General features: G+C 64.0%; 15 protein-coding genes and 1 pseudogene. 8 read left to right on the top strand and 8 right to left on the bottom strand.

Features of this window, described 5'->3' with window-relative positions:
* A pseudogene (locus tag AC0V2Y_RS09455) lies at positions 1–294 on the top strand (esterase-like activity of phytase family protein); the annotation flags it as partial.
* A 74-nt stretch (positions 295–368) separates the two neighbouring features.
* Here the strand turns inward: AC0V2Y_RS09455 and AC0V2Y_RS09460 are convergent.
* Genes AC0V2Y_RS09460 through AC0V2Y_RS09475 form a run of 4 tightly spaced genes read right to left on the bottom strand, consistent with a single transcriptional unit; the run spans position 369 to position 5,952 of the window.
* On the bottom strand, positions 369–2,381 hold the full coding sequence (locus AC0V2Y_RS09460; RefSeq protein WP_475416461.1) for a DUF6630 family protein: 2,013 nt from the start codon (positions 2,379–2,381) through the stop codon (positions 369–371).
* A gap of 30 nt (positions 2,382–2,411) precedes the next feature.
* Positions 2,412–3,803, bottom strand: coding sequence for a PoNe immunity protein domain-containing protein (locus AC0V2Y_RS09465; protein ID WP_475416462.1), 1,392 nt, complete (start codon positions 3,801–3,803; stop codon positions 2,412–2,414).
* Positions 3,804–3,827: 24 nt separating this feature from the next.
* The gene (locus AC0V2Y_RS09470; protein ID WP_475416463.1) at positions 3,828–4,640 is read right to left on the bottom strand and encodes an alpha/beta fold hydrolase; all 813 of its coding nucleotides are present in this window, start codon (positions 4,638–4,640) and stop codon (positions 3,828–3,830) included.
* Position 4,641: 1 nt separating this feature from the next.
* Positions 4,642–5,952: an O-acetylhomoserine aminocarboxypropyltransferase gene (locus tag AC0V2Y_RS09475; protein ID WP_475416464.1), complete on the bottom strand. Its 1,311-nt coding sequence runs from the start codon at positions 5,950–5,952 to the stop codon at positions 4,642–4,644.
* 294 nt (positions 5,953–6,246) lie between these two features.
* On the opposite strand from AC0V2Y_RS09475, the gene AC0V2Y_RS09480 reads away from it, so the two are divergent.
* Positions 6,247–6,870, top strand: coding sequence for a 2OG-Fe(II) oxygenase (locus tag AC0V2Y_RS09480; RefSeq protein ID WP_475416465.1), 624 nt, complete (start codon positions 6,247–6,249; stop codon positions 6,868–6,870).
* 129 nt (positions 6,871–6,999) lie between these two features.
* The gene (locus tag AC0V2Y_RS09485; RefSeq protein ID WP_010398828.1) at positions 7,000–7,446 is read left to right on the top strand and encodes a CBS domain-containing protein; all 447 of its coding nucleotides are present in this window, start codon (positions 7,000–7,002) and stop codon (positions 7,444–7,446) included.
* A gap of 69 nt (positions 7,447–7,515) precedes the next feature.
* Here the strand turns inward: AC0V2Y_RS09485 and AC0V2Y_RS09490 are convergent, their stop codons facing one another.
* A complete protein-coding gene (locus tag AC0V2Y_RS09490; protein WP_475416466.1) occupies positions 7,516–9,777 on the bottom strand; it encodes a putative bifunctional diguanylate cyclase/phosphodiesterase in 2,262 nt (753 codons plus the stop codon).
* A gap of 434 nt (positions 9,778–10,211) precedes the next feature.
* On the opposite strand from AC0V2Y_RS09490, the gene aroC reads away from it, so the two are divergent.
* A complete protein-coding gene (gene aroC, locus AC0V2Y_RS09495; RefSeq protein ID WP_475416467.1) occupies positions 10,212–11,306 on the top strand; it encodes a chorismate synthase in 1,095 nt (364 codons plus the stop codon).
* A gap of 157 nt (positions 11,307–11,463) precedes the next feature.
* Here aroC and AC0V2Y_RS09500 read toward each other — a convergent pair whose 3' ends face one another.
* Positions 11,464–12,960, bottom strand: a complete 1,497-nt coding sequence (locus tag AC0V2Y_RS09500) for an HDOD domain-containing protein (RefSeq protein WP_475416468.1) — start codon at positions 12,958–12,960, stop codon at positions 11,464–11,466.
* Positions 12,957–14,696, bottom strand: coding sequence for a putative bifunctional diguanylate cyclase/phosphodiesterase (locus AC0V2Y_RS09505; protein WP_475416469.1), 1,740 nt, complete (start codon positions 14,694–14,696; stop codon positions 12,957–12,959). The genes AC0V2Y_RS09500 and AC0V2Y_RS09505 overlap by 4 nt, the downstream gene beginning before the upstream one ends.
* Positions 14,697–15,092: 396 nt before the next feature.
* Between AC0V2Y_RS09505 and AC0V2Y_RS09510 the strand changes: the two genes are divergently transcribed.
* The 4 genes from AC0V2Y_RS09510 to AC0V2Y_RS09525 all read left to right on the top strand — a co-directional run bounded on the left by AC0V2Y_RS09510 (position 15,093) and on the right by AC0V2Y_RS09525 (position 18,458).
* A complete protein-coding gene (locus AC0V2Y_RS09510) occupies positions 15,093–16,775 on the top strand; it encodes an isovaleryl-CoA dehydrogenase (RefSeq protein WP_475416470.1) in 1,683 nt (560 codons plus the stop codon).
* A 146-nt stretch (positions 16,776–16,921) separates the two neighbouring features.
* Positions 16,922–17,572, top strand: a complete 651-nt coding sequence (gene upp, locus AC0V2Y_RS09515; protein ID WP_326458529.1) for a uracil phosphoribosyltransferase — start codon at positions 16,922–16,924, stop codon at positions 17,570–17,572.
* 21 nt (positions 17,573–17,593) lie between these two features.
* Complete coding sequence (locus AC0V2Y_RS09520; RefSeq protein ID WP_475416471.1) at positions 17,594–17,956, top strand: Hpt domain-containing protein; 363 nt, start codon at positions 17,594–17,596, stop codon at positions 17,954–17,956.
* Positions 17,957–18,254: 298 nt separating this feature from the next.
* Complete coding sequence (locus AC0V2Y_RS09525) at positions 18,255–18,458, top strand: cold-shock protein (protein ID WP_010398811.1); 204 nt, start codon at positions 18,255–18,257, stop codon at positions 18,456–18,458.
* A gap of 230 nt (positions 18,459–18,688) precedes the next feature.
* Here AC0V2Y_RS09525 and AC0V2Y_RS09530 read toward each other — a convergent pair whose 3' ends face one another.
* On the bottom strand, positions 18,689–19,600 hold the full coding sequence (locus AC0V2Y_RS09530) for a LysR family transcriptional regulator (protein WP_475416472.1): 912 nt from the start codon (positions 19,598–19,600) through the stop codon (positions 18,689–18,691).
* Between the last annotated feature and the right edge of the window lie 152 nt (positions 19,601–19,752).

The raw sequence follows: 19,752 nt of genomic DNA on the forward strand, positions 1-19,752 counted from the left end.
GACCTGAAGGAGAAAGATGCTGATGGCGCCCTCAAGAAAACGCTGCTGGTGGACTTGCTGAACATCTCGGACCCCAAAGGCATCGGCGGGCAGGCCAGCAATATGCCCGTGGGTAAGTTCAGCATGCCGTTCGACTCGGTGGAGAGCGTTGAAGTCCTCGATGCCCACACGCTAGTCGTGGCAATTGACACGAACTACCCCGGTGAAGACGGCCGCAAGCCAGGCAAGCCGGACGATACCGAAGTCATTACCCTGCGTTTTGACAAGGCGCTGTTCGACCGTTCCGTCAAGTAAATGGCGCACCCGGCCAGCAACGGCGTTCCATGTTGCCGGCCGGGTGCGATATCAGCAGACGGGCCGGCAAGCCGTCACAGCAGCACGGGCCGCAGGGCCGCCTGCAGCGCCGCCTTGCTGAACGCGTCCGCATCCTGCGCCCGCACCACGCCCAGATAATACGTATCCTCGCCGCCGTGCAGGTTCACCAGGCGCAGCTGATGCGGCGCCAGGTGGGCGGCGATGGCGGCCAGGCCTTCGGCCATCGCGTCGCCGTCTTCGCGCTCCGCCCAGGAAAAATCGCGCAGCGCGGGCAGGCCGATATGCCGGCCTATGCGCGGCACTTCATCGACGGCTTTCCAGTCCAAGGTGGTGCCGTGGCCCAGCGCATCGGCGGCCGTGGACCAGAGCAGGAAGAAGCACGCCGCTTCGGGCGTATCGCCTTCGTATTCCTCTTCCGGGTCGTCCTCGGCCAGTTCTTCCAGCGTGATGTCCACGCAGCGCGCGGCCAGTGCCGCATCGCCCGGCAGGAGCAGGGCGGCCAGGGCGCGCAACTGCTCGCGGTCGGCCTTGGCCAGGATCTGCGCGGGCGTAAAACTGCGGCGCTTGGCGGGCTTTTTCTCGGGCTTGTTCTTGCCCAGGCCGATGGACTCGCTCAATTGCGCCGTGATGGCCGCCTTGAAGTTCTCCACGGTGTCGAACTGTTCCAGCAGCTGGCCCGTGAAATCCATGCTCCAGGCCATGCCATCCTTGACGACATATAAAAAATCGCTTTGCACGGCCACGCCGCGCAAATGGTGGGCGGGCGGATACCGCGGCGTGAAGGCTGGTTTTCCGTCCAGGGTCAGCATGCAGGCCAGGCCTTGCGCATCGATGGCGAAGATCAGGTTCTTGCGCAGTTTGGGTGGCGACGAGGTGGTGGCGCAATCGATGGCTTCATACCGGCAGGGCGCCAGCAGCTCGCCCTGGCTATTGGCCAGGCCAAACAGGAAGCGCCCGGCGATGCGCTGGCTGACGATGGCGATTTTCTTCTTCGTGCCGAAATCCTGCACGGAGCTGTAGGCGGGCAGCACCACGATCTTGCCCGTCTTGTCGACCACGCCGTGCACATTGCGCCTGTCGTCATCGTCTGTCTCGCCTGTCTGGCGCTCGATGTCGATCAAGCCGTCGTCGCGCTGGCAGATGTTGTCGACGCCATCGATCAGCAGCGCGCCATCGGGCAGGCGCAGCAGACGGCTGGCGCCGTCCGGTGCGATTCTCTGTACCAGATGGGGGCTGATGACGTACAGGGCGCCGGGGGACGGCGGCAGCACCACCGTGCCGTTGAGGTCCAGCACGCCGTGCGCATCGGGGGCGTCCGCCGTGGCAAAGGTGATCCAGCCATCGTCCGCGTAGTAGACGCCCAGGTCGACATAGCGCTGCGACAGGGGCACGATCCAGCGGCCATAGGGCGTAACCAGGCCGGTGACGTCCGGTGCGCCGGCGGTGCTCACTGCATAGCATAGCGCGTCTTCTTCCCATCCCGCCACTTCCAGGCCCTGCAGGAAAGGCAGTTCGTCCGCGCCGCGTTCCTCGACGTCGGCCAGTTGCGCCTCGGCCGTGGCCGACCAGTAGCCGGTGGCGGGCGATGCGGCGCCGGCGGCCAGCAGAGGCGCCAGGGCATCGCGCTCGCCGCGCTGCAGGGCAAGGTGCAGGGCTTGCGCCTCGGCGCGCAGGGCTTCGAGCCCGGCCGCGTATTCCGGCGTGCCGATGTCGTGCGCGATCAGCTGCACGCAATCGAGGATCAGCCACGGCTGGCCGCCCGCCAGCAGGCTGCTGACGGCACCGCGCGCGACGATGGCGGCCGCGTCGCGCGGCCGGTCCATCAGCGCGGACAAGGCTTGCCAGCTCGCTTGCGCCTGCGCCATCGGCGCGGCCAGCACGCAGGGGCAGTCTTCGCCATCGCCGTAGAAGGGCCAGGCGACGGCTTGCGTGCCGGCGCCGATGAGCAGCTTGAACAGCATGGGAATATCGCGCCGCCATTCGGCCAGGCCGGTGATGGCGTCGGTGTCGAAACCGGCCTGGCCGGGTAAAAAGGCGGTGCTGAACAGGGCTGCGGTATGGATCATGAATGCTATCTGAAAGAATATGGGGGGTGCTCAGGGTGTGGGCGGCATGAGCCAATGCGCCAGCGCGCCGTGTTCCAGGCCAAGATGTTTGGCCACGGCGGCCGCCTCGAAGGCCCACAGGCCGTAGTAGCCGCCCAGGCCCTGCGCGCGCAAATGGCCGTTGAACCAGTCTTCGCGCACCAGCGCCGTGTGCCAGCTGGCCAGGTAGTGCCGCAGGTGCTCGAGCTGCTGTGCGCGATCGTCCGCGTCCAGGCAGTCGTACAGGGCGGTATAAGGTTCGGCGAAATACCATTCGTCGACGGCGGGGCGCCGCGGATCGATGGCCGCCAGCAGCGCTTCGTACACGCCGTCTTCGCCATCGAAGGCCGTCTGCAGGGCGGCCAGGCGCATGGCCAGGTCGTGGCGGCCGAACAGCAGGGCCGCGCCCAGCAGCTGCAGGGTGCGCGCATAGTCCGTCAACTGTTCGAAATCGAAGGCGGGCAGGGCGTCGTCATCGTAGGCGGCGGCCAGGGCCGCGCGCGCCGCTTCGCAGGCGGCGATGGCCGCTTCCAGCGCCGTCTCCACATCAGGCAAGGGCAGGCCGGCCGTGTAGCGCAGCGAGAAGACCTGGTAAGCCGTGCTGGCGGCCGCGCACGCCCAGTAGGCGCTATCGCCGCCATCGACTTCGGCCTGCGCCTGCGCGCGTCCGTAGGCGGCCAGCAGGGCGTCGAGATAGGCGAGGTTGCGGGCAAAGTCGAAGGGTGCGGACGGCGTCTGGCGCGGCGTCCATGGCCAGGGCGCGGACGAAGGCAGAGAGGTGGCGGCGCAGTCGCGCTGGATGGCCCAGTCGGCGAAGATCTGCTGCAGATATGCCGCCGTCTCTTCGTCGTGGGCGATGGCGCCCGCGCCCACCAGGGTCGTGCCCAGCAGGGTGTAGCCGGGGAAGCGGCTGCTCTCGTAGGCGATGGTGGTCACGCTCTGGATGGCCTTGCCGTCGCTCAGGTCGCGCACGCGGAAATACACGTCGTCCCAGCCCGCCAGCGGCGCTTCCGGCTGCCCCGCTGACAAAGTGGTCCAGCTGCCATCGGCCTCTTCTTCATAGGCGTCGAGCAGTTCGTCGATGCCGCCGGGGCGGTCGATGCGGTTGTTGGCGTCGTATTGCAGGCCCAGTTCGGCCGCAAACGCGGCCGCGTGGCGGCCCGCGAAGACCAGGTACTGGGCGTTCAGGGTGCCGACCAGCAGGTCGCTTGCCTGGCCCGCCACCGTCAGCGCCTGCGGCAGCCGGTACCAGTGGTGGCCAGGGATGCCGGCCATGGGACCGTTTTCGTCCGCTTGCGGGTTGGCGCAGCGTAGCTGTTCCAGCCAGTTGTAGCGTTCGTGCCGCTCCGCCTCCGTGCCGCTGCCGCGGCCGGTCAATTCATCGAACAGGGTATTCAACAACATGTGCATCTATCCTAAAAAAAGCGTTCATGCCGCTGCCGTTTGGGCGAACGCAAACAGCGCGTCGAGCACGGCGTCCGGCTGCTCGGCCATCAATTCGTGCCCGCTGTCGACCTGCACCACCTTGCCATGCGCAATGGCGGACGTCAGCAGCCGGGTCGATTTGGGCGGCGTCATCATGTCGCGCGCGCCGAAAATGAATAAAGTGGGGCAGTGTACCGAAGCGGCAGCGATTTCGCCGTTCGCATAGGCATTGCAGGCATAAAAATCCGTGTGAAACACGTGATCGGGGTTGAGGGCCGCGATGCGCTGCTTCAGGCGCCGCGCGCCGCCCATGGCGTAAAAGCCCGGGCCAGGAAACGACGGCTTTTGCGCGATCGACGAGTGCGACCAGATGTTGACCATGTCGATGGCCGCCTGTTCATCGTTGAGCGCCGTTTCCAGCAGGGCCGGCGCAACCTTCATCGGGTAGGTGGAACCCAGCATGGCCAGGTGGCTGACGCGACCCGGTGCCAGGAATGCCGCTTCCAGCGCGATCAATGAGCCCATGCTGTGGCCGACGAGCATGGCCCTGGCCGCGCCGGCCCCGTCCAGCACGGCGAGGATCCAGCGCGCCAGTTCCGCGACATTGTCCTTTGCCGCGCCGCCGCTGCGGCCATGGCCCGGCAAGTCGACGGCCAGCACGTTCCAGCCGTGGTGGGCGAAATAGCGCGTCTGCAAGGCCCACACGGAATGGTCGTTCTGCGCGCCGTGGATGAAGACGGCCGTGGGCTGGTTCGGCTTGAATGGCTTGCCGCCCGTGTAGCAGTAGGCCGTGGTGTTGTCGATGGTGAGCAGCATGTCAGGCGCCTTTCTGCGACAGTTTCAGGCCACGGGCCAGGTCTTCGATCAAATCGTCGGCGTCTTCCAGGCCCACGGACAGGCGCATGGTGCCCTGCGTGATGCCCGCCTGCGCCAGTTGATCGTCGGGCACGCGGAAGTGCGTGGTGGAGGCGGGGTGGATGACGAGCGACTTGGCGTCGCCCACGTTGGCCAGGTGCGAAAAGATTTTGAGGCTGTCGACGAAGCGCTGGCCCGCCGCGCGGTCGCCGCGCAGGCGGAAGGTGAACACGCCGCCCGCGCCCTTCGGCAGCAGGGTTTTCGCCAGTTCGTAATCGGGGTGCGACGGCAGTTCCGGGTAGGACACGGATTCCACGGCCGGATTGGCTAGCAAAAAGTCGATGACCTTGCGCGTGTTGGCCACGTGGCGGTCCATGCGCAAGCCCAGGGTTTCGATGCCCTGCAGGATGGCGAAGGCGTTGTGCGGGCTCATGACGGCGCCGAAGTCGCGCAAGCCTTCGCGCCGCGCGCGCAGGGCGAACGGCGCCACCGTCGATTCCTCGGCGAAGACCATGCCGTGAAAGCCGTCATACGGTTCGCACAGTTCGGCAAAGCGGCCCGTCTTGTCGTAGGCCGCCTGCCAGTCGAAGGTGCCGCCGTCGACGAGCAGGCCGCCGATGGCCGTGCCATGGCCGCATAAAAACTTGGTGGCCGAGTGGAATACCAGGTCGGCCCCATGCTCGAAGGGACGCAGCAAATAGGGCGTGGTAAACGTCGCATCGAGCATCAGCGGCAGCTGGTGCTCGTGCGCCAGGGCGGCAATCCGGGGGATGTCGAGCACGTCGAGGCCGGGATTGCCCAGGGTTTCGGCGAACAGCACTTTGGTATTCGGGTGGATGGCGGCGCGCCAGGCATCCACGTCGCGCGGGTCGACAAAGGTCGTCTCGATGCCGAAGCGTTTTAATGTATACGCCAGCAGGTTGTGCGAGCCGCCGTACAGGGCGCGCGAAGCGACGATGTGCGAGCCGGCGCCGGCGATGGTGGACAAACCCAGGTGCATGGCGGCCTGGCCGCTGGCTGTGGCGATGCCGGCCACACCCCCTTCGAGGGCGGCGATGCGCTCTTCCAGCACGGCGTTGGTGGGATTCGAGATGCGCGAATACACGTGGCCGGCCCGCTCCATATTGAACAGCGAAGCCGCATGCTCCGAGCTCTTGAAGGCGAACGAGGACGTGAAATGGATGGGCGTGGCGCGCGCGCCCGTGGCCGGGTCGGGCGCGGCGCCCGCATGCAGGGATAAGGTATCGAAACCGGGGTATTTCGGGCCGCTCATGGTGTCTCCGCCAAGTTTTATAGTGGCAAGATCGTAACCTGATTTGCATCTGAGCAAAAGGGCTCCTGTGCAGGGCGCATGGGGCCGTGCTGGCGGACGGTCAGGCTCAGCTCGCGTGTAACCTGAAGTGTAAAAAAAGTGACCGGCGCGGTGCGGCGGTGGTACGATATCGTATCAGCGATATTCGGGCTGTCTTACCTGTGCGCGTGCGCCGCGCGGCAGGGAAGCAGTGGCAAGCGAACGAAATCCTGGGCTTCAGGCGCACTCTCATGCATGTCCACCAGGAAAGATTTTATGCCCGCAATATCGTTCGACGGCTCCCTTGCCGTTCCCGGACCTTCTATCGTCGACGGCCTGTGCCAGGCAGGCTGGCTCATGCAAGAACACTTTATTTCCCCTGAACTCAGCCGCCAGCTGGCCGCCGAATGCGTGCAATCCATGCTCAGCGGCAAGATGAAGGGCGCCGGCGTGGGCAGCGGCCATGCGCCGCTGCTGCAGCCGGATATCCGCGGCGACCATATCGAATGGCTGGAAACGGGCCGTTCAGAAGCGTGCGACCGCTACCTGGCACACATGGAAGCGCTGCGCCGCGTGCTCAACCGTGAGCTGTTCCTGGGGCTGGAAGAGTACGAAAGCCATTTCGCCCTGTACGCGCCGGGCGCCTTTTACCGGGCTCATCTGGACCGTTTCCGCGACGACGACAAGCGCACCGTGTCCGTCGTGCTGTACCTCAACGACGACTGGCTGCCCGGGCACGGCGGCGCGCTGCGCCTGCACCCGCAGGATGGCGGTCAGGTGGACATCTTGCCGCAGGCGGGCCGCATGGCCATGTTCCTGTCGGGCGAGATGCTGCACGAGGTGCTGCCGACGGCGCGCGAACGCCTCTCGATTGCCGGGTGGTTCCGCCGCCGGGGCTGATGAAAAGTTGCGCGCAATCCCTCTTGATTTGATTGCGCGCAAGGCTGGATTTTTCCGCAGGCATAGGCTACAGTCGCAGTAAGGGCTTAGAATAACTAAAATACCAATCACGCGGACAGGACGGCCAATATGAAAGTATCTGAAATTCTCCAAGTCAAGGGCAACATCCTCTACACGGTCACGCCTGACCAGCCCCTGCTTGACGCGGCCAATACCATGGCTGAAAAAGACATCGGTTCGCTGGTGGTCATGGAATTTGGCGACCTGGTCGGCATGCTGACCTTCCGCGAGGTGCTCAACGCCTTGCATGAAAACGCGGGCCAGATCGGCGGCGGCACCGTGCGCAAGCACATGGATGACCATCCGATCACCGTGACGCCGGATACGGAAGTCAATGAAGTGCGCCGCATCATGCTGGAAAAGCATGCGCGCTATCTGCCCGTCATGAACGCCAAGACCCTGCTGGGCGTCATTTCCTTCTACGACGTGGCGCGCGCCGTGCTCGAAGCGCAAAGCTTTGAAAATCAGATGCTGAAAGCGTACATCCGCGACTGGCCGGCCGAAACCACCGACTAAGCTTAGCTCATGCAGTAAAAACAACGCCGGCGATTGCCGGCGTTTTGCATTCGCGATCCAAGGTGCAGCCTATGCCGCCCCCTGCAGCGCCTCGTTGTTCAGCCAGGTGCCCAGCGCGGCGGCCGTCATGGGGCGGGCGAACAGGAAACCCTGCGCCATGGGGCAGCCCAGCGCCTGCAAGATCTGTGCTTGCCGCTCGTCTTCCACGCCTTCGGCGATCACGGCCAGGCCCAGGTTGCGGCCCAGCTGGATGACCATTTCGGCGATGCTGCTGCCGCGCGCGGAACCCGTGATCTCGGTGACGAAGGCGCGGTCGATCTTCAGGCGGTCGACCTGCAGGCGCTGCAGGTAGGACAGCGAGGAAAAGCCCGTGCCGAAGTCGTCGATGGCGATGCTCACGCCCGTCTGCTTGATCTGCCACAACATCTTGATCAATAAGTCCGGCTCTTCCATGGCCATCGATTCCGTGATTTCCAGTTCGATGAACTCGGGCGGCGCCTGCGTTTCTTCCAGCGCCGCGCGCAGCATTTCCAGGAACAGCGGGTGGCGGAACTGCACTTGCGACACATTGACGGACATGACGAAGTTGCGGTGGCCCTGCTCGCGCAGCAGCACCAGTTCGCGGCACGCCGTGCGTAGCACCCATTCGCCCAGGTCGATGATGATGCCCGAATACTCGGCGATCGGGATGAAACGGTCGGGCGAGATGAACTTGCCGTCCGGCGTCTGCCAGCGCAGCAACGCTTCGGCGCCCACGGGGCGGCGCGTGGTCAGGTCGATCTGCGGCTGGTACACGACAAACAGCTGGTCCTGGCTGAAGGCCGTGCGCAGCGCGTGCATCATGCGGACTCTTTCCCGGATTTCGATGCCCATGCTGCGCGAAAAATAGAAGTGCCCGGCCCGCTGCTGGCTCTTGGCCCGTTTCAGGGCGATGTCGGCATCCTTCAGCGCATCGGCGCCCGTGCCCGCATGTTCGCCCAGGCGCACCAGGCCCAGGGTGGCCGACAGCTGCACGTCCTGGCCATCGATGCAGAACGGCGGCTGGAACAGGGCCAGGATCTTGCTCGGGTTGACTTGCGACGAGTCGCCCAGCACGCAAAAGATGTCGCCGCCCAGGCGCGCCACCGTCAGATGCGGTCCCAGCTGGGTTTGCAGCCGGCCCGCCACGGCAATCAGCAGGGTGTCGCCGAACTGGTGGCCCAGCGCGTCGTTGGTCTCGGCAAAGTGGTCGAGGTCGACCAGCGACAGGGTGGCGTCGTCGCGCGCGGGGCCGGCCAGGGTGGCGTCGAGGATTTCCACCAGGCGCGTGCGGTTGGGCAGCTTCGACAATTGATCGTAGAAGGCGGCGTTGTGCAGGTGCGATACCAGTTCGACGTTGTCCAGGCCCACGGCCACGTTGCTGCAAAACACTTCCAGCAAGCTTTCGTCGATGGCCGAGAGGGGGCGCGGCAGCACGAGGTAGGCGGCCGCGTCGCGGCCGGCCTTGCCGGCGAAGTACAGCGTGGCGTAATCGTGCGCGTAGACATTGCGCCGCTGCGCCAGCGTATGCTCGATGGCGGCCATCACGCGCGGGTTCTGCAGGCCGCACAGGGCGCTGTGCGGCAAGCCGGAAAAGCTGCCGGTGCAGGCCGAGACGAGCAGTTCCTTGCTGCCATTGTCCTGCAAGTCCTGCACGCACAGCACGCCGTCGGCGCGGATGCCCAGCAGGTCGGCGATCTGCGCCAGCACGCCGGCCGAGAAGTTCTGCACGCCGTGCAGCGCCATCAGCTGCGTGCTGGCGTGGACGATCTGGTCCAGGCCGCGCCGGCTGTTGCTGATCGAACGGATCTGCTCGTACGAGCGGATGGCGGCCGTCACCGTGGTAAATAGCTTGATGCGCGTCAGTTCGGACTTGGTCTTGTAGTCGTTGATGTCGAAATCGCGGATGGCGTCGATTTCCGGCGCATAACCGGGCTGGCCCGTGCGCAGGATGATGCGCACGTCCGTCATCTTGAGGGTTTCGCGGATGTAGCGCACCAGGTGCAGGCCCGCGTCGTCCTGTTCCATCACCACGTCGAGCAGGATGACGGCGATGTTGTCTTCATGCTTGAGCAGTTCGCGCGCCTGGCCGGCCGAATACGCATGCACGAATTCCAGCGGGCGGTGCTGCATTTCCAGGTTGCCCAGGGCGAAAGTGGTGGTGGAGTGGACGTCTTCATCGTCGTCGATGATCATCACCCGCCAGACGCTGCGCTGTGCGGCGGCCAGCGGCGCCGCTGGTTGCTCATCGAGGAATACCAGATCGTCGTGATCGTCCTTGTTGGCGTCAAGGGGGATGATCGGTGCGGGCATGTATAGCTTCTCCAGGATGACTCAGTACGGGATGTGAGCACATCAGAAATGTCCATGGCGTTGTTGCACCGCCTCGCCGTACTTGCGTACTGTCTTCGGCGGTGCACCTAGCCCTGGCCATTTCTGATGCACTCAGGTCGCATCGAAAATGTAGCACTCAGGTGCTGCCGAGGCTCGCACATTTTCTGATGGTCCATCGTCCAAGTATATAGCTATTTAATAAGCAAAATGTTTTTTTAAGTCTATTCTGTGGAGTAATATTTCCTGGATTGCATGATTGCAACTCATATTTGGTGTTTTTTATATGAAAAAATACACGGGATTTAAAAATGGCGAGACGGGTGGGGCAATATCGGGCCTCGCTGAGGCATTAGCGGCATGGCATGCCCCGCAGGCTGGTAGAATTGAGTTTTCCAGTTCTCACACTTCCTACTATGTCCGGCAATTCTTTTGGCAAGCTGTTTACTGTTACCACTTTCGGCGAATCGCACGGTCCGGCCATCGGCTGCGTGATCGATGGCTGTCCGCCGGGCCTGATCCTGTCGGAAGCCGATATCCAGCCCGAGCTGGACCGCCGCAAGCCCGGCACCTCGCGCCACGTGACGCAGCGCCAGGAATCCGATACGGTCGAGATTCTCTCCGGCGTGTACCAGGGCGTGACGACGGGCACGCCCATCGCGCTGCTGATCCGCAATGAAGACCAGCGCAGCAAGGATTACGGCAATATCGCGGAAAGCTTCCGCCCCGGCCATGCCGACTACACCTACTGGCATAAATACGGCGTGCGCGACCCGCGCGGCGGCGGGCGCTCCTCGGCGCGCCTGACGGCGCCCGTCGTGGGCGCGGCGGCGATCGCCAAGAAATGGCTGCAGCAGCAGTATGGCACCACGTTCAAGGGTTGCATGAGCCAGCTGGGCGACATTCCCGTGCCGTTCCAGTCGTGGGAACACGTGCATGCGAACCCGTTCTTTGCCGCCAGCGGCGACGCCGACCTGATCGCGCGCATGGAAGCGGCGATGGACCAGTTGCGCCGCGACGGCGATTCCATCGGTGCGCGCATCGACGTGATCGCGCAAAACGTGCCCGTCGGCCTGGGCCAGCCCATCTACGACAAGCTCGATGCCGACATCGCCTACGCCATGATGGGCATCAATGCCGTCAAGGGCGTGGAAATCGGCGCCGGCTTCGATTCGGTGGCGCAAAAGGGTTCCGAGCACGGCGACGAACTGACGCCGGAAGGTTTTATCGGCAATAACGCCGGCGGCGTGCTTGGCGGCATTTCGACGGGGCAGGATATCAGCGTGTCGATCGCCATCAAGCCGACATCGTCGATCCGCACGCCGCGCCGCTCGATCGATAAAGAGGGCAATCCCGTGATGGTGGAAACGTTCGGCCGCCATGACCCGTGCGTGGGCATCCGCGCCACGCCGATCGCCGAAGCCATGCTGGCGCTGGTCCTGATCGACCACGCCTTGATGCACCGCGCGCAGTGCGGCGATGTGTCCGTTTCTACGCCGAAGTTGAAGTAAATTGAATGTTGTCGGATGACGGGCCTGCGGCCCTAATCCGACCTACGACCCATGCCATGGAATGCTGTCGGATGACGGGTTTGCGGCCCTGATCCGACCTGCGACCCATGCCATGTAGGTCGGATTAGCGCTTGCGCGTAATCCGACATCATTTGTATCACGCCACCTTGTTCGCCACCAATTCCAATTGGTGCCGCATCTCCACCGACTGCACCAATAACGCCCGGATATCGTTGATCAGGTTGAATTCCGTCTGGTTCAATTGGATCGGCGGGAAGCTGTCGTCCCAGTCGCCGTACAAGAATCCCGTGGGGTGGCCGTTGGCCGACAGTGGCAGCACGACGAAGCTGCGCGCTTCCGACAGCGTCGCTTTCCACCATTGCGGCAGTTTGGCGGCGAATTTCGGGTCGCGCGCATTGTCGATGAAGATCACGCGGTCGCTGTTGAGGGCCGCGTGGAATACGTTCGGTTCATACGCGTCGCCGAACACCATCAGGTCCTGCAGGTCGGCCATGCCGTCGCCCATGCTGATGCGCGCCGAATACAAATGATCCTTGTGGTTGCGCACGAAGGCCACCGAGCGTGAGAAATCGAAGCCCTGATGCAGCGTTTCGAGCGCCATCGAGACCATCTGGCCCGGACTGGCGCTGCCGATGGCGCCGCGCAGGTCGGCCAGGCCGCCGATCAGGACGCGGTTGCCCTCGGCGCGCATGCGCGTCGACGCCAGCTGGCGCGCGCGCCGTTCGGCCGGTTTCGACAGCGGCGCGATCGACAGGTCGGCCGCCGCCATGGCCTTGGCCTTGTCCACCGCGACCACCAGGTCAGTCGCCGCGATGCCCAGAGTGCCCGCATAGTCGTCGATCAGCGCGTGCACCTGCGCCGCGCCGGCCGCATCGTCATGCCACAGCGAATCGGCGCAGCGCGCCGCCATGGTCGACAATCCCGCCATCCAGTCGGCGCCGCTGACGGGCGAGTCGTCCGGCGACGGGTCCATCGGACGCATGCCGTTGATCAGGTGCTGCGGCAAGCCCCAGTGGGCGGCCGTGGCATAGCCCACTTCCGGCAGCGACAGGCCGAGGATTTCGCGCGCGGCGGCCGCCTCGTTGCCGGGACCCGCATGCGCCTGCATGCGCGCCCAGAAGTCCGTCATGTAGAACGTCACCATCATGCGGCCCAGGGTGTGCAGCATCGAGCAGACGACGGCCTGCTCCGCCTGCAGGCTGCCGGCGCTGGTGGCCACCTGCTGCGCCACCATCCCGGCCAGCACGGCCTTTTCCATTTCTACGTGGGCGCTGACGGAATCGGGCGACGCCTGCGACAGTTCTTCGATCAGTTTCAGGCCCAGCGCCAGATGGCCGATGGCGTCGATGCCGAGCACCAGCACGGCCTTCGAGACCGTGTTGACGCGCTGGCCGAAGGCCGAGTACATGCCGCTGTTGGCCAGCCGCAGCACCTTGTGCGTGAGGACAGGGTCGGACAGCACCGTTTGCGTGATGTCGAATTCGTGGTCATCCTCGCCGCGCATGGCGCCCAGGATGGCACTGATGGCTTTCGCGAAGCCGGGCATGTCGCCCTGCTGTCGCGTGCGGGCCCACAGCAGTTCCAGAGTGTTTTTGCCGAGCTGTGTCGGCACCGTGAAATGATCTGGATTCATTGCACACCTCCGCGCAACTCATTGGCAGACGGCGTGGGCACCAGCGCCGCATAGGTTTTGTCGCTCAAGGCCGACAGCGCGGCATGGGCCGGCATCGGTTTTCCCGTCAGGTAGCCTTGCACATACTGGCAGCCGCGCGACTCCATGAAGTGCATCTGCTCCTCGGTTTCCACGCCCTCGGCCACGACGGACAGATTCAAATGCTTGGCCAGGTCGAGAATGGTGTTGCAGATGGCCGCATCCTTGCCCGATTCGGGCAAGTCCTTGATGAAGGTGCGGTCGATCTTCAGTACGGAGATGGGGAAACGCTTCAGATACGCGAGCGACGAGTAGCCGGTACCGAAATCGTCGATGGCGATGCGCGCGCGGCGCTCCGTCATCTTGACGAGGATGGTTTCCGCATGCACGGGGTCGATCATCAGCGTGCCTTCCGTAATTTCCAGCACCAGGTGTTCGCCGGAGAGTCCGGAAAAGGCGATGGCGTCATCGAGTACGTCGAGGAATTTGTCGTTGCGGAACTGGCGCGGGCTGATGTTGACGGAGATGTACAGCGGCCGCCTGGCCACTTCCTGGAACTGCTTGAGCTGCACGCAGGCCGCCTTCAGCGCCCAGGCGCCCAGCAGGTTGATCAGGCCATTCGCCTCGGCGATCGGGATGAAGCGCACGGGCGGCACCAGGCCCAGGGTTGGATGCTTCCAGCGCATCAGGGTTTCGAAACCCTGGATCTGCCGCGTGTGCGCATCGACGATGGGCTGGTAAAACAGCAGGAATTCGCCTTCGCGCACGGCGTGGAACATGGCCGCTTCCAGCGAGATATCGTGTTCCGACGGGCCGTTCAGACGGGGGCTGTAGACGAGGCAGCGGGCCTTGCCCGTTTCCTTGGCGCGCGACATGGCCGCATCGGCCAGCGCCACCAGGCGCACTTCGTCTTCCGCATGCAGCGGATAGATCGATACGCCGACGGAGGCCCCCACGTAGATCGTGTGGCCATCGACTTCGAACGGCGCCTGCAGGGTGGCCAGCAGGCGGCCCGTCACCAGCTTGATCTGGGCGTCGGTGGCGCTGCCGGGCAGCACGGCGACGAATTCGTCGCCGCCCACGCGCGCCAGGGTGTCGCTGTCGCGCAGGGTCTTGCGCAGGCGCGCCGCGGCCAGGCGCAGCACGGCGTCGCCGACGGGGTGGCCCAGGCCATCGTTGACCTTTTTAAAGCCATCGAGGCCGATGGTGGCGACGGAAAAGCCCTGGCCCGAACGGGCTGCCTGGGCGATGACCATGCGGATGCGGTCCGACAGCAGCAGGCGGTTCGGCAAGCCGGTCAGCGCATCGTGCGTGGCCATGTGGCGCAGGCGTTCTTCCGTATTGTGCTGTGCCGACGTGTCGCGCCCGACCACCAGCAATTCGGCCACGCCGGCCGCGTTCATATAAGACGACAGGCGCAGCTCGAACCAGATTTCCTGGTCCGGCGTTTGCAGGCGCACTTCCAGGCGACCCGGTTCTTCCAGGGCGTCTTCCAGCGCCGCCTGCAGCGCCGCGCGCGACGCTTCCGTGGCCAGCGGCAGCAGCAAATGGCCGGACAGGCCCGATGGCGCGCCAAACAGCGTGGCCGCGCGCTTGCTGGCGAACAGGATCAGGCCGTCCATATCGAGCCGGAACACGACGTCGCCTGCCTCTTCCATGAGGTTGTCCAACTCGTGGCGGGCCTCGCGGTGGGCGGCGGATGGGGTACTGGAAAACATCGTGCTGGCTTTTACCTTTTTGTTATCAGTGCCGGCGCTCGCTGCAGGGCGGGCGCCAACGGAAAGAGTGCGTCGTGCGTGACGCGCGCCATAGGGGCCGGAAGGGCGGCTATCGGAACGCGATCCACACGAAATGTATCATTGAAAAGCATTCGATTACATGAAATAGAGCAACATTGCTTCAGGTTTTGTAAATATTCCTGCCTTCCATGAAAAAAATCATGCTACGCGACACACACAGGTATTTTCATCCCACGTAGAAACATTTATCTGCGCTTGCTTCCACTGGCGCGCTTGCCCCGCCATGCGCTTTGCGCTAGTCTGGCTGGCAGACGGCGTTGACGGCGCGTCCGCTGCGGGCAAGGGCGCCATGATAACAAATCGCGGGAGACCCCCATGAATGCTTTTGACACGCATGAAGTTTTCAACCAGGCCACGCCGTTTGAAAACGTCAACCTGTTCGCCTGCGACCCGGCGCTGATCGAGGCGCTGTTGCGCGAGGGCGGCGGCGCGGCGCGGCAGGAACTCGACGCGCTGGGCGACAGGCTGGGCCGCGCCGAGACGTATGCGCTGGCGCGCCTGGCCAATATCCACACGCCCGAGCTGCAGCAGTTCGACCGGGCCGGGCGGCGCATCGACGAAGTACAGTTCCATCCGGCCTGGCATGAACTGATGGCCATCCTCGTGGGCGCGGGCGCGCACGCGTCGCCCTGGGCGTTGCCCGGCCCCGGCGCCCAGGTGGCGCGCGCGGCCGCCTATCTATTGGTGGGGCAGGTGGAAAACGGCACGCAGTGTCCCGTGACGATGACGTATGCCTCGGTGCCGGCTTTGCGCCAGGCGCTTGATCTGCCGCAAATCGCCGCGCGCTGGCTGCCGAAGATACTCTCGCGCGAGTACGATCCCCGCTCCTTGCCCGTGGAACAGAAGCGGGGCGCCCTGGTCGGCATGGGCATGACGGAGAAGCAGGGCGGCTCCGACGTGCGCAGCAATACCACGCGCGCCACCCTCGTGCCGCAGGATGAGGCGCGGGCCATGTTCGGCGAAGAGGCCGGCGCCGCCTGGCGCATCGTCGGCCACAAATGGTTTTTTTCGGCGCCGCAGTGCGACGCCCATCTGATCCTGGCGCAGGCGGACGAGGGCGGCTTGTCGTGCTTCTTCCTGCCCCGCTACCTGCCCGACGGCAGCCGCAACGCCATCCGCGTGCAGCGCCTGAAGGATAAATTGGGCAACCGCTCGAATGCCTCGTCGGAAGTGGAATTTACCAACGCCTACGGCTGGCTCGTGGGGCAGCCGGGGCGCGGCATTCCCACCATCCTGGAAATGGCCAGCCACACGCGCCTCGATTGCGTGCTGGGCAGCGCCGGCATCATGCGCGCCGCCTTGACGCAGGCGCTGCACCATGCGCGCCAGCGGGCCGTGTTCGGCAAGCCGCTGGCCGAGCAGCCGCTGATGCAAAACGTGCTGGCCGACCTGGCGCTCGAATCCGAGGCCGCCACGGCGTTTGCGCTGCGCCTGGCCCGCTGTTTCGATGAAAAGGACGATGCGCAGCAGGCGATGCTGGCACGCGTGCTCACGCCGGCCGGCAAGTACTGGATCTGCAAGCGGGGGCCCGGCTTCGGCGCGGAAGCCATGGAAGTGCTGGGCGGCACGGGCTACGTGGAAGAGGCGCCGCTGGCGCGCCTGTACCGCGAGTTGCCCGTCAACTCGATCTGGGAAGGCTCGGGCAACGTCATGTGCCTCGACGTCTTGCGCGCCTTCGGCAAGTCGCCGGCCGCGCGCGACGCCCTGGCGGCCGAGCTGGCGCTGGCCGGCGATGATCACGCCGACTTTGCAGATTACCGCGCGCGCCTGCTGGTCGACCTGGACGGGCCGCAGACGGACGAATTTGGCGCGAGGCAACTCTCCGAGCGCATCGTGCTGGGCGTGCAGGCGGCCTTGCTGCTGCGCCATGCGCCGTCGTTCGTCGCGCAAGCCTTCCTGCAGTCGCGCCTGCTGCAGGCGCCGGGCGGGGCGTATGGCCGCTTGCCGGCCGGCACCGATTGCGCGGCCATCCTGGCGCGCGCGCTGCGCGAGTCTTGACGGATGCGATCCGCAATTATTTCAAAATTCCGGCCACAGGCGGGCTGTGGGCTGGGATAATGCTGCAATCCATGATTTTATCGACACACGGCGCGCTTGCGGTGCATGCCTGCCGCCGCGCCAGAGAGTAGAGAAAGAAAAACAATATGAAACAAGATCCACGCTTCCCGAATTTGTTCATTACCGATCATCCCTTGATCCAGCACAAATTGAGCCACATGCGCGAGCACGACACGTCGACGCGTACCTTCCGCGAATTGCTCAAGGAAATTACTTTGCTGATGGGCTATGAAATCACGCGCGACCTGCCGCTGACGACGCGCGAAATCAGGACCCCGCTCGTCACCATCGATGCGCCCGTCATCGCCGGCAAGAAACTGGCCATCGTGCCCATCTTGCGCGCTGGCATCGGCATGAGCGATGGCTTGCTGAATCTGGTGCCATCGGCCAGGGTCGGCCATATCGGCGTGTACCGCGATCCCGCCACCCACATGCCGGTGGAATACCTGGTGCGCCTGCCGGACTTGAACGAGCGCACCTTCATCCTGTGCGATCCGATGGTGGCGACCGGCAATTCGGCCGTGTACGCCGTCGACGTGCTGAAGAAGCGCGGCGTGACGGACGAGCAGATCATCTTCCTGGCCCTGGTGGCGGCGCCGGAAGGCGTGACCGTGTTCCAGAACGCGCACCCGAACGTCAAGATGTTCTGCGCCTCGCTCGATTCGCACCTGGATGACCACGCCTACATCGTGCCGGGCCTGGGCGATGCCGGCGACCGCATCTTCGGCACCAAGTAAGCCATTCAGACGAGTATTGCGATGGCAACCTTGATCGACCCGGATTTCCGCGCGCGTTTGCGCGCCCTGAACGAAAAATATGCGGCCAGCGTGCCGGCCCTGATGCAGGCGATCGCGCAGGCAAGCGGCCGCTGCGACAGCGAAGGCCCCCGCCTGGAACCGTTGACGCAGTTGCACCGCGCGCTGCACGCGGTGGCCGGCTCGGCCGCCACCTTCGGTTTTGCCGCGCTGGGGCAGGAATGCCGGCGCATCGAACAGCTGGTGCGCGCCATGCTCAATGCTCCCGCGCAAGCGGTGACGGAATGGCCCGCCGTGCGGGCGCAGGTGGTGGTGCTACTGGATTGGGCGGGACGCGATGCGGCCGCCACCCAGTTCACCGCATAAGCGACAACGCTATAGAGATGTGGTTGCAATGATTCATTTGATGCAACGCAAAGCACCCGCGTCGCAGATTAGGATATAGTGTGTCCATGCCGCTGGTACAGGGCGCCGCAAGACGGGGATTTGGCTATTAAAGTAGTGTTCGCAAGTTTATTTTGCGAAAGAATGGTTTTTCTCAGTTTTGTTGGTATAATTGGGCATCGTTGGATTCGAGGTAGTAGTGCAGTTTGTCTGTCATTTCTTTCTTGCTTCAAACGATATAACGGGCGCAAGCCCAACTTAACTGAAATAGGAAATTGTAATGGCAACTGGCATCGTAAAATGGTTCAATGATTCGAAGGGTTTCGGCTTTATTACCCCTGACGAAGGCGGCGAAGATCTGTTCGCTCACTTCTCGGCTATCCAGTCGAACGGCTTCAAGTCCCTGCAAGAGAACCAACGCGTTTCTTTTGAAGTGACCGCTGGCCCTAAAGGCAAGCAAGCTTCGAACATTCAGCCAATCTAATACGCTGGATCAAACGAAATAAAGAAATCCTCGGTCTCCGAGGATTTTTTTTCGCCTGAATTTCCGTAAAGCAGGGGATGTGCGTGGGCTGCGCGCTCTTTTCGGTGTGCTTGCGTCGCCGTGTAGGTCGGCTTAGCGCAGCGTAAGCCGACACCAGCCCATACATCTTGCCAACACCACCAGGGTCGGCTTACGCGCAAGCGATGCTCTACGATTCCGTCCGGCAGTGACTAGATTGTTCTTTCGCGCCAGTAATCTGGTTGCGCATAGCTATGCCGTAAAAAATCCACAAACGCCCGTATGCGCAGCGGCAGATGGCGGCGCTGGGCGAACACGGCATAGATGTCATTGCCCGGCGCGGCGAACTGGTCCAGCACCGTCAACAATTGGCCCGATTCGATCTCCGCACCGACTTCCCACATCGAGCGCCACGCCAGGCCCTTGCCGGCCAAGGCCCAGTCGTGCAGCACTTCGCCATCGTTGCACACCATGTTTCCCGCCACTTTTAAAATCACGTTCTTACCGTTTTCACGGAAGGTCCAGCCCCGTTGGCTGCCCTCACTGCTGATCGCCAGGCAATTGTGCTTGGCCAGGTCGGCCGGGATGCGCGGGGTGCCCGCCCGTTTCAGGTAGGCGGGCGAGCCGACCAGCACGCGCTGGTTGTCGGCCAGCTTGGTGCTCACCAGCGAGGAATCGGACAGGCTGGCGATACGGATGGCCACGTCGATGCCTTCGCCGATCAGGTCGACCAGGCGGTCGTTCAGGTTCAGCGACACCGTCACGTCGCGGTGCTCGGCCACGAAAGAGGGGATCAAGGGCGCCACGTGCTGGCGCCCGAAGCCGGCCGGCGCGGAAATGAGCAGATGGCCGCTGGCCTTCACGCTGCGCTCGGCCACGGCCGCTTCCGCCTCTTCCAGTTCCCCCAGAATGCGCTGGCAATCCTCCAGGAAGGCGGCGCCTTCATTCGTCAAGGCCAGCTTGCGCGTCGTCCGCTGCAGCAATTTCACGCCGAGGCGCTGCTCCAGCGCATCGAGGCGCCGGCCTATCATGGCCGGCGCGATGCCTTCCGCGCGCGCGGCGGCCGACAGGCTGCCCTTGGCCACCACTTCCACGAAGGTCGATATTTGTCTGAACTGGCCCATATGCTGTGCTCGCTATCTCGTCACTTGTGATAAAAACGCATAGATGAAGTGATTTTTAATCTCGTTTCCATGCCTTATAGTGCAATACTATAGAACAAACGCGCCGCCTGGCAGAGTGTTTTTGCACCTCTGTCCAGCTTGCCCGCGCAGTC

It is taken from the genome of Janthinobacterium sp. BHSEK, assembly GCF_056174685.1.